Raw genomic sequence first — 6,839 nt, forward strand, 5'->3', positions numbered from 1 at the left:
CGTCCCAATTTGTAGGGTAATCGACGCCAGCTTTTAATAAATACGATGAAGTTTTCATTACTACATATTGACACTGGTGGCGCTAAATGGATAGCCCTTTTTTATATACAGTAATTGTAGGCGTTGTTAGCTAACTGGCAAGAATTATTGTGATGTTTCGATGTAACACCACTGGTTCTTTTCCTTATCAAACCCCACGTCAAAATTCACCGCGGTGGTGTCACCCGTCTGGTCTCTCTTTGCAACGATATCATTTAGTTCAGATAAATCATCAACACAGGTAGGTTCAGACAACTGCACCAGAAACATGATTAAGAAGCCAAAAGTGGTAAAAAGTAATGTTGTGACAAAGACTCGCACTGGTCTGAAGATCATGGTTCTGCTTTCCTTTGCAAATAGACAACCTGTTTAGCTACGTTGAAATGTAGTAACAGCGGGTCAAAAATGCAAAATCAATCAATATGACCCACTTTTCATTGAGCTTGTTCAAATCAGCATCTTCGCCAATACTCAATTGGCTACATTAACTCTGCTGTAAACCCCTAATAAAAAAGATATTAGTTTTACAACAGATAAGGAGCTAACAGTTCATGGCAGCTTAATTCGTGAGAGGTACAGTCTAGACTTTTGTGGCGCTCGTACTGATTTTTTACTTAGTCTATTGTGTATAAAGATAGAAATATTGAGGAATTGGCCTAATGTGCGGACGCATAAGCATTGATAGTTTTCTCGCTAATACGGTATCTCTTCAACTGGGTGTGCCATTTAATCCACAAACTAACCTTGATTTGCGCCCTACCGAACAAGTATCGGTGATTATGATGGCCGATAGCCAGCTTTAGCAGCTAGATTGCACCTGGGGAATAAAGCCTGCTTGGTCGAAAAAGCTATTGATTAGTGTACAGGCTGAAACCGTGCGAGAAAAGAAAACGTTCGCTTCGGCATTTGCGAGCCACCGCTGCGTTGTGCCCTGCTCTGGTTGGTATGAATGGCGCGAGGAAGGTGAAAAACAGAAATATCTGTTTAGTCATGATACAGGAGAGCCACTTTACATGGCCGGAATATGCTATCCAAACGCAGAGTTTACCCAGCTAGTTACATTAACGACTGAGCCTACAGAAAAGTGTAAAGCCTATCATGGCAGAATGCCCCTGCTGATCAGCCCATTTGAAATTGATTTTTGGCTTAAAACTGAAGCAGTGAAGTTAGAGCACTGCTCTGCCACCCTGAAAATATTAATATCGCAATCCATGCAATCTAAGTTTCTATAAAGTCAAAAATAAAGAACTCATTTTTGGATAAAGGTATGTTAGCAATAATCTACCCACATAACCTCGCTCAAGTGAACTGGCTGAGAAAAAAGTGACAAACTTTAATGGAACCTATCAAACTATAATGTCCATAGATATTTGTTCTATGTATGAACTGATTGATAAAGTAAGATTGACGGCATAACACTCTGATATCATGGATGTAACCATGTTTAAAACAATTCTAGCCTTCTCAATTTTAGCGCTGAGCTTAGCTGCAACGGCTAAAGAAATTCAACAAGACAGTTATGGTGAAAGTTGGCCGTTTACAGCTGAGAGTGGAGAGATCGCTTGTTATGAGCAGGCGGTATTTTTCATTGCCAATGATATAGAATATGCAGTTAACGGTATTACTATAAGTAAAGGGTATGTCGATATTACCCCTATATGGGAAAGTTGATAGTTCGATGTCGGAATACCAGCAGTCTATAGCAAAGCAGGAAAACAAAACCATTCAACAAGTGCAGGATGAAATGGGTGGAGTAGCCCATGTGAACATCAACCCAATCTTTCAGGAAGGATTGAAACTATGCAAGTAACTTCATGAACTTAATCCCCTTTGGCCTTCGTAGTGATGGCGTGTATATCGATGCAGAGGCTGCGACACGGGGTAAGGCTTGTGATTGTGTTTGTCCATCGTGTGGCATTTCTTTAATCGCTCGGCAGGGTGAAGTTTATGCCTCCCACTTTTCTCATGATCCCAAAGGCGGCTGTAAAGAAGAGATTGAGGCTTGCCAATTCTCCTTCTTTGTCTCGGTGCGCTACATGCTCAAGCAGATGATGCAAGAGACGGGCCTGTTGATGTTGCCACCTTTGGAGATAGACTTTGAAGGCGACAAGCATGTCATTACTAAAAACGCGAAAATAACCGTTGAGTTCCAGAATATAACACTTGATAGCTATGAGCAGGATATAATGTTTGACTTAATCCTAATGGTATCAGGCCGCAAGTTATGCCTTTACATAAGTCACCCTGGGCGCCCCGCACCGATATATAATAATTTGGGTGAGGATCATCGCACAGCGATACTCTGCCTTGAATTAATCCATTTCTCGAAATTATTCAGTGAATCACACAAGCTAAAATCATCGACACAGCTGCTTCAGGAATGGTTAGAAACGGCTATCAAGGGAAAGCATTGGATCTATAACCCAAGGCGAAATGAGTGGCTTGAGCACCAACAAAATAGAAAACAGCATGATGAACCCAAGACCACAAGAGATCGGATTAAAGAGCAAATAGTTAAGCCTGACCAAAGAACAGTCGGGATATATCGCTGCGTATTCTGTAAATTAGACTTTGAAGGCAGCTCGTTACTCAACCTCTGCCCTAAGTGCAATGACCATCTGAGTGTTATTAAAAAGCCGGAGATTGCACCCCAAAATCCGCCTAAAGGAAAGTATCACTATAGATAAAGTGAGTGCATGATAAAGTAATTAACCTTATATCAGTTTAACGAGTCATCACAGCAATAGCATTTAACTCGGCGTCAGTGAGGCTCAGTAGTAGCTTATTGCCTTTAAATTGATGGCAATGAGTCCTGCAACTATATTGAGTATAAAACCATGTACACTGCGGCGTTTAGAACATATAATTAAAAGTCACCTTAATAACTAAGATAAAATTTAAATTTGGATTTAACTATGAATGCAGCCGTCAACTCAGTTTATTCATTAGATAAAAAAACAAAATTATCATTATTGGTTTTAATATTTGGATTTCTTGTAACCATTGTACAAACCTGCTTTTGGGTTGACGCAGGAAAAACAAAAGAAAACAAGGCATACGAATACAAATTTCAGTTGGATGTATGGAACAATGAAATTCATAAAAACTTTAATTTAATAAAAGAAAGTGGTGTTGTACCAAAGCTATTATTAAGTCAGGATGGAATCAAACTCAATGATGAAACCTTGAAAAACATTAATGAATACCATTACTTACTCAAGGAGTTGTTGCGCGCACTTAACTTCAACAGCTCAGTTGCAATATACTTATTAAATGATATCAGCCAGATGACTGGTAAAGTTTTAATAAATATTGAAGAACCATATAAACTAGCAGAGGAAATAAAAAACTTTTCCCTACTCATTGAAAGCTTCAAAAAACGTGAGGAACGACTAAACTCATATTACCCAGAATTAATTTCTGCATTCAATTACAACAAAGAGCTTAATGATAAAGAAAAATATGAGTTATTTAAAAAGCAAGTAAGTCTATTGCAGGAACTATATTCAAGTGACGAGCTATTTTTAAAACATAATACAGACCCTTTTGCATTTGTAAAAGATTTAGGCGAAAGTGCAAATGCCATGCTTAACAACTATGAATTAGTAATTACAGCATACAATGAACAAGTTACTTTCGAAGACAATTTAAAGAAAAGTATAATTTATTTTTTAACACTATTCTCATTTTATTTATCAGCACTAATATTACTTCAACCAGAAAGTAAGTCGATATGTAAACGAACCTAAAGATAAATTCGATGTATTACGCAAAGAATTACGGAGAGGGAATGCCAAAAACAACGGCAATAAATCCAACTGATGTAGGTTCCATCTGTTAACAGGATTATTTACCACTCAGGAATTAAAAAAAGAAAAATCATAGGCATAACAAAATAACTTCACTAGTTTAAGCATAGGCCCGTCGGTGTAATTAGGTTTCTATTGGTCGAAAGAATCGTTCACTTGGAAGGCCACTAGTTCAAATTTTTATCCCGAGTTCAGGTTAATAGTTGTCGAATATGGCGGTAAAGCTTTTGAGTGTTCCAAGGCTTATTGCGTTTGCAGGAAGTTTATGCCAATCGTTATAGCCTGACATACTCGCTCTCATTACTCTACATTAGGCAGGCTGCTTTTCACTGTCGGTCATTACGCTACGTCTTAGGGGAGTGGTTATCCTGACATTCGTACTGGCTGACTTTGATTGTTAATCATCACAAATCCCTGCGGTTTTATCAGCCCAATAAACTGCAAATGACCTAACTGGCATTGCGGACATGACCACAAACAGTCTTCTTTAACCAAAGGCCTCGCCAATATCACCAATGAATTGTTTGATTGCAACTTGATTAGCGCAAGCTTTTTGCGGTGGCAAGCATTGGTTAAGTACTGCGTAAAATCACAGTTATGACATACAGCACTAACCGGTGAGCAAATTTGGAATGATTTAGTTATCAGTTAAGTGATTTTGGGATAAAGCTAGATCGAATCGATATGCCTAGGCGGTGTGCTCTGATGTATTCAAACTAAAGGTAGGTTTCTCCCCTCACAGTTCTCTGCTTTATAGTGACTCGCTTACCCATAGAGACAAAATATCGGCCCATTCAACAAAGATCAAAGGATCACAAAATCGATCTGTTCAAGTTGGTATATCCGAGCACACCTACTTTTTGAACTTCTGAGAAATGAGAAAAGAGGAATAATAATCAATATTTTAAATAGCGTTCAAAATTATGAACGGCCCCTAAAAGCCCGCAAATAAAACAACAACCAAGCCCTCTAAAATTCTCATATGTAGTGAAGCACTGCGCGTCACCGCCCCCGCAATCAACCGAGCCGGAAGGACCCGCGATGATAATGGTTAGCATCTACATCGAGTTGCGAGTGATTCTCATCGTCATAAAGTGGCGCATTCGGTTTTAATCAAACCGTGAGCATCGGCGAGGCACAAAATCCGCCCATCTAAAAATCAAAATTCATCATAATTGCACATGATCATCGCTCCATTCCTATCCATGCAGGATGACTAATATAGGTAAAGAGAACGAGCCTGGCACTCGGCTAAAGTAAGCCAAGGCCTAGACAGCTACTGTTCACATAAAACCGTCTAAAACCTTGGCTTTTACCCTCTTCACCCTATCGTCAACATTTAACACTGAAGCAACAAAAACACTCTGTTGCATCCTCCTCTAGGGTTGATGCAACGACTCGCCTGTAGCCTTACTGCTGCATGGGTTTGAGTACTCCCAACTTTTTGAGGCTATCTAGTGATTATCTAGGCCGCATCGAAGTACTGTTGAACTCTAATGGAGTAATACCCCTATCGCCATACAACATATCAGTAACAACTACGACTCAGAAAACGTGCGGAATTCTCACTCGTCATCGTCGCACAACATGCCTATTGAAGCCCTATCAATGCCGGCTTCACCCACAAACATCAGCAAATGCCTGAACGACTAATACATCAGCAGGTATTAAGCAGCTAACGAACGGAAGCATGCACCTTGATGCCAGGTATCAACACCTATGCCCTATCCATCCCCTTATCCCAACAAGCAATTAGCCAGCATGAGATTAGCGGACATAGCTGCAGGTAAACACAAGGCAGGATCATAGGACCAAGCAGAACAACAAGCTTAGGTACCGGCGACATAGATCACCGACATTAGCTAATTACTGTTCAGCGCTCATGATGCGCTTTGGGATTGGGTGACACGTCTGCAGATGAAAAGAGTACAGCTAAAGAATACGTCGCACCAAGCCATCGACTGGCCATAAAGCTTAAGGTGATCTGGTGACACTTATGCAGGTGAAGATAGTGGCCTAAGAACAGGTCAAACTGAGCGCACGATTGAACGTCTACATCGAGCGCAAGGCAGCTCAAAATCTCGCAATTTCACTAACTTTGTTTGACAAGAAATAATTAACACAAAAGAAAAAACACGCCATTGCATCTTCCTGTAAGGTTGATGCAATGATTTCCTGTACCACTAATGCTTAAGGATATGAGTACTTCCGCATTTTTGAGCGTATCTAGGCCGTATCAAAGATGCTGTTTGCCATTCACGTATCAAAGCCCCAATTTCTATTTCTTCTCAAGAAGTTGTCATCATATTTAATACTGTAAAAAAAGCATCTTACTGAATGAGTAAGATGCCTCAATTTAATCGCGAAATTATATTTCTAGCTCAATTCTAGAATGTATGCCAATTCTCTACTAATACTGGTTTTAGTGAATCCTGAATATCTTGAGATACAATACTTCCTACTCCACTTGGAACCTCAAAACTTGCCATTGCTGATACAAGCAGCTCAACTTGAGTATTCAATAATACTGAATCTCCAACGTGAATTTTATCAAGTTGGTAATTTACACCACTATACCAATTGGAAACATCTACTTGATCAGTAGTTCCAATGACATTGATTTGCAAATTATTACCATCACGACTAAACCATAGGTCTTCAATTGAGACATCATCAAAGCGGGCAATATCAATGCTGGAAGTGCTGGAATTATAGTTATTAACAATATCTTGCCCACTTTCAAACCCAAATACATATATATCATCTCCATTACCACCATTAAGAGTGTCATTACCCGAACCACCGTATAAACTGTCCGCCAATGATGTGCCATTAATGACATCGTTATCCTCAGTACCATACATCCCTATTGCTGCCGACAATATTGCTGCTGCATTCAAGTTGCTCGCACCACTGCTATCAGCTGTAAACTCGATCGCTTCAATTGCATTAGCGCTTGAGGTATAACCCGACTTCACCACGATTTGACCA

Annotated in this window: 7 protein-coding genes and 1 pseudogene; 5 read left to right on the plus strand and 3 right to left on the minus strand. The window is 39.7% G+C overall.

Going from position 1 to position 6,839, the window contains the following annotated elements; genetic code table 11:
* Window positions 1-144 precede the first annotated feature (144 nt).
* On the minus strand, window positions 145-375 hold the full coding sequence (locus HG547_RS20445) for a hypothetical protein (RefSeq protein ID WP_169548847.1): 231 nt from the start codon (window positions 373-375) through the stop codon (window positions 145-147).
* A gap of 323 nt (window positions 376-698) precedes the next feature.
* Between HG547_RS20445 and HG547_RS20880 the strand changes: the two genes are divergently transcribed.
* The 5 genes from HG547_RS20880 to HG547_RS20465 all read left to right on the plus strand — a co-directional run bounded on the left by HG547_RS20880 (window position 699) and on the right by HG547_RS20465 (window position 3,788).
* The gene (locus tag HG547_RS20880; protein ID WP_248278776.1) at window positions 699-842 is read left to right on the plus strand and encodes a hypothetical protein; all 144 of its coding nucleotides are present in this window, start codon (window positions 699-701) and stop codon (window positions 840-842) included.
* Window positions 843-890: 48 nt separating this feature from the next.
* On the plus strand, window positions 891-1,271 hold the full coding sequence (locus tag HG547_RS20450) for an SOS response-associated peptidase family protein (protein ID WP_248278777.1): 381 nt from the start codon (window positions 891-893) through the stop codon (window positions 1,269-1,271).
* Window positions 1,272-1,479: 208 nt separating this feature from the next.
* Window positions 1,480-1,710: a DUF2511 domain-containing protein gene (locus tag HG547_RS20885; RefSeq protein ID WP_248278778.1), complete on the plus strand. Its 231-nt coding sequence runs from the start codon at window positions 1,480-1,482 to the stop codon at window positions 1,708-1,710.
* A 143-nt stretch (window positions 1,711-1,853) separates the two neighbouring features.
* Window positions 1,854-2,726, plus strand: coding sequence for a hypothetical protein (locus tag HG547_RS20460; protein WP_169548848.1), 873 nt, complete (start codon window positions 1,854-1,856; stop codon window positions 2,724-2,726).
* Window positions 2,727-2,954: 228 nt separating this feature from the next.
* Window positions 2,955-3,788: a hypothetical protein gene (locus tag HG547_RS20465; RefSeq protein ID WP_169548849.1), complete on the plus strand. Its 834-nt coding sequence runs from the start codon at window positions 2,955-2,957 to the stop codon at window positions 3,786-3,788.
* A gap of 423 nt (window positions 3,789-4,211) precedes the next feature.
* Here the strand turns inward: HG547_RS20465 and HG547_RS20890 are convergent.
* Together HG547_RS20890 and HG547_RS20470 are read right to left on the minus strand one after the other, a co-directional pair.
* A pseudogene (locus tag HG547_RS20890) lies at window positions 4,212-4,489 on the minus strand (IS91 family transposase); the annotation flags it as partial.
* Between the two features lie 1,746 nt (window positions 4,490-6,235).
* The coding region (locus HG547_RS20470; protein ID WP_169548850.1) for a calcium-binding protein at window positions 6,236-6,839 on the minus strand (604 nt) is incomplete at its 5' end.

Source organism: Shewanella sp. DNRA4 (assembly GCF_012843185.1).
GTDB lineage: Bacteria > Pseudomonadota > Gammaproteobacteria > Enterobacterales > Shewanellaceae > Shewanella > Shewanella xiamenensis.